This window comes from Bacteroides sp. An279 (assembly GCF_002159615.1).
Lineage (GTDB): Bacteria > Bacteroidota > Bacteroidia > Bacteroidales > Bacteroidaceae > Phocaeicola > Phocaeicola intestinalis.
Window position 1 is genome coordinate 1 of sequence record NZ_NFJA01000179.1, and the last position, 2,377, is coordinate 2,377.

General features: G+C 40.3%; 2 protein-coding genes. One reads left to right on the forward strand and one right to left on the reverse strand.

Annotated features, from left to right (window positions below):
* The coding region (locus B5F78_RS16375) for a carboxypeptidase-like regulatory domain-containing protein (protein ID WP_140400230.1) at positions 1 to 236 on the reverse strand (236 nt) is incomplete at its 3' end.
* Between the two features lie 283 nt (positions 237 to 519).
* Between B5F78_RS16375 and B5F78_RS16380 the strand changes: the two genes are divergently transcribed.
* The gene (locus tag B5F78_RS16380) at positions 520 to 1,677 is read left to right on the forward strand and encodes a site-specific integrase (protein WP_022039855.1); all 1,158 of its coding nucleotides are present in this window, start codon (positions 520 to 522) and stop codon (positions 1,675 to 1,677) included.
* Positions 1,678 to 2,377 lie beyond the last annotated feature (700 nt).

Consider the following 2,377-nt stretch of genomic DNA (forward strand, 5'->3'; position numbering starts at 1 on the left):
CCGATGAAAGAAACCACCAAAGTTCCCGCCGAACTTGGCACGTTACTAATCGTAAAATTACCATCTATATCAGTAACCGTACCTACTGTGGTACCTTTTACCAATACAGATGCTCCCACTACAGGTAAACCGTCCTCTTCAGAAGTAACCGTACCGGTAACTTTCTTTACTTGCGCGTTTACCAGACCAATGCCTATCATCAGGCAGGTCATTAACAGCATCAATTTTCTTTTCATAAAAATTCTCTCTTAATTTTAACCTTAAATAAACACTTTTATCTAATTCAGTTTGCCCGCAAAGGTAATCATTAATCTAATAACTTGTATACTTTTGGAAACAAAATACAAAAGATACGTCGCTTTTTAACACTTCAAGATTGAAATTCTGTATAAAAAGCAAACAAATATGCAGGATTTCCGGTGTTGTCTTTGCTTAAAAAATAGCCAAAAACAAGCTCAGAACCTTGTATAGGACATCTTTGTGATAGTTTTTAAGACTCCTGATAAAAAGTGTAGTGAAATGAAAAAAATTAGTTACCGATTGGTTTATAATCGTAAAAAACGTCTCAATGCAAGCGGAAAGGCATTGATACAAGTGGAAGCTTATTTAACAAAGCAGAAAGCCTATTTTTCCACTCACATTTATGTACGTCCCGAAGAATGGGATGCCAAAAAAGCAAGGATTGTACTTCATCCGCAGGAAGAGGCGCTGAACCGGATGCTTGACGAGTTTCTCCTAAAGCTCCAGTATGCGGAATTGGAAGGGTGGAAGCGAGGAAAAGAAATATCCTTGTCAATGCTGAAAACAGACAATGAGGCAGAAGAAAGAACAGATGTTTTTGCATTCGGTAGAAAATGGGTAGAACACTCAAAAAGCAAAGAAAGTACAAAAAACAACTTGAGCACTACATTTGCTCTTTTACACGAATTCCGCCCGGCACTATGTTTTGCGGAGATGGATTATTCGCTGCTGCTCCAGTTCGAACATTTTCTGGAAAAGAAAAAACTGAAGATAAACACAATTGCCAAACACATGCGTCATTTACGCACGCTTTGCAATGAAGCCATCAGACAAGGCGTAATGTTATCATCGGCTTCACCTTTCATTAAATACCGGATAAAGACCACTGAAAGTAAACATGTATTCCTGCTTCCAGAAGAACTGAGAAAACTGGAAGAACTGCCGCTCGGACAGACAGGAAAAGCATTGCGCCACACACTGGATGCGTTTCTGTTTTGTTGCTACACCGGCATCCGTTATTCTGATTTTATAGAATTGCGTGAGGAAAATATCGTTTATCCAGACAAGCAACATGCCTGGCTGACGTTCAAGTCGCAAAAGACAGGAACGGAAACTCAAGTCCCCCTTTATCTTTTGTTTCAGGGGAAAGCTCTGAAGATATTAAAGCGATACCCCGACAAAGAGTGCTTTTTCCGTCTTCGCCCGAACCCTGACATTAACAAGGAATTGGTCAGGCTGGGCAAGCTGGCTGGTATTGACAAGCATTTCTCTTTCCACTCGGCGCGGCACACCAATGCTACCTTATTAATATATAATGGAGCAAAACTGACTACGGTGCAAAAACTATTAGGGCACCGCAGCATCAAAACCACGCAAATTTACGGTGAAGTGTTTTCGCAAACGTTAGTAAATGACCTGAAGAAATGTAAGTTCTAATGTCGCTTTTCTACAAAGCTGCAATGATTTGCCAAGGCAGTTAACTGTTTCAGCAGTTTCAATGCACTGAAACTCTAGTTTCAGCGCATTGAAACTACGGTAAAACTGCATTGCATAAGCTTACCTGACTTTATGCATGTTTTGAAAAAGCCTAGTGCATGGACAAAACGTCATTCTTATCACGGAGCAGAATCGGATTGCAAAAGTTGTAGAAACGTAAAACTCTATGTCTCCCTGCCTGCAGGACGAACCATGCGTGAAGACTTGCCTGGGGATGATTTTGCTCATCGGGAAGTGCTGTTTGTACGTTAAATTGCACTTTCGAAAGTGCAAATACGCCTAATCCATGCTTATTTATTGCATACATTCATATCTTTGCCGAAAAGGAATGCTTTATGGATAAACATAATCTTTTCCTGCAAGAGGCCCGTAGCACAATATGCATCTAGAAACCGGCTTCATGCATGTCGTTCCTTTGTGGCAATTCGAGTTGGAGTATTAAGCGTTCCTTCTATATCAAAAGGTATGGCTATTCAGTAAAAAGCAGGTAGAAAGCTTCCGGTTGAAACGCATTAATACGTACCACGACACCATTTTTTGAAAGAAACCATTTTAAAAGAAGTCTTTATAGCCTCCTCATACTCAATACGTTAATAGTCATCTTTAGTTCGGCGGGAACTTTGGTGGTTTCTTTCATCGG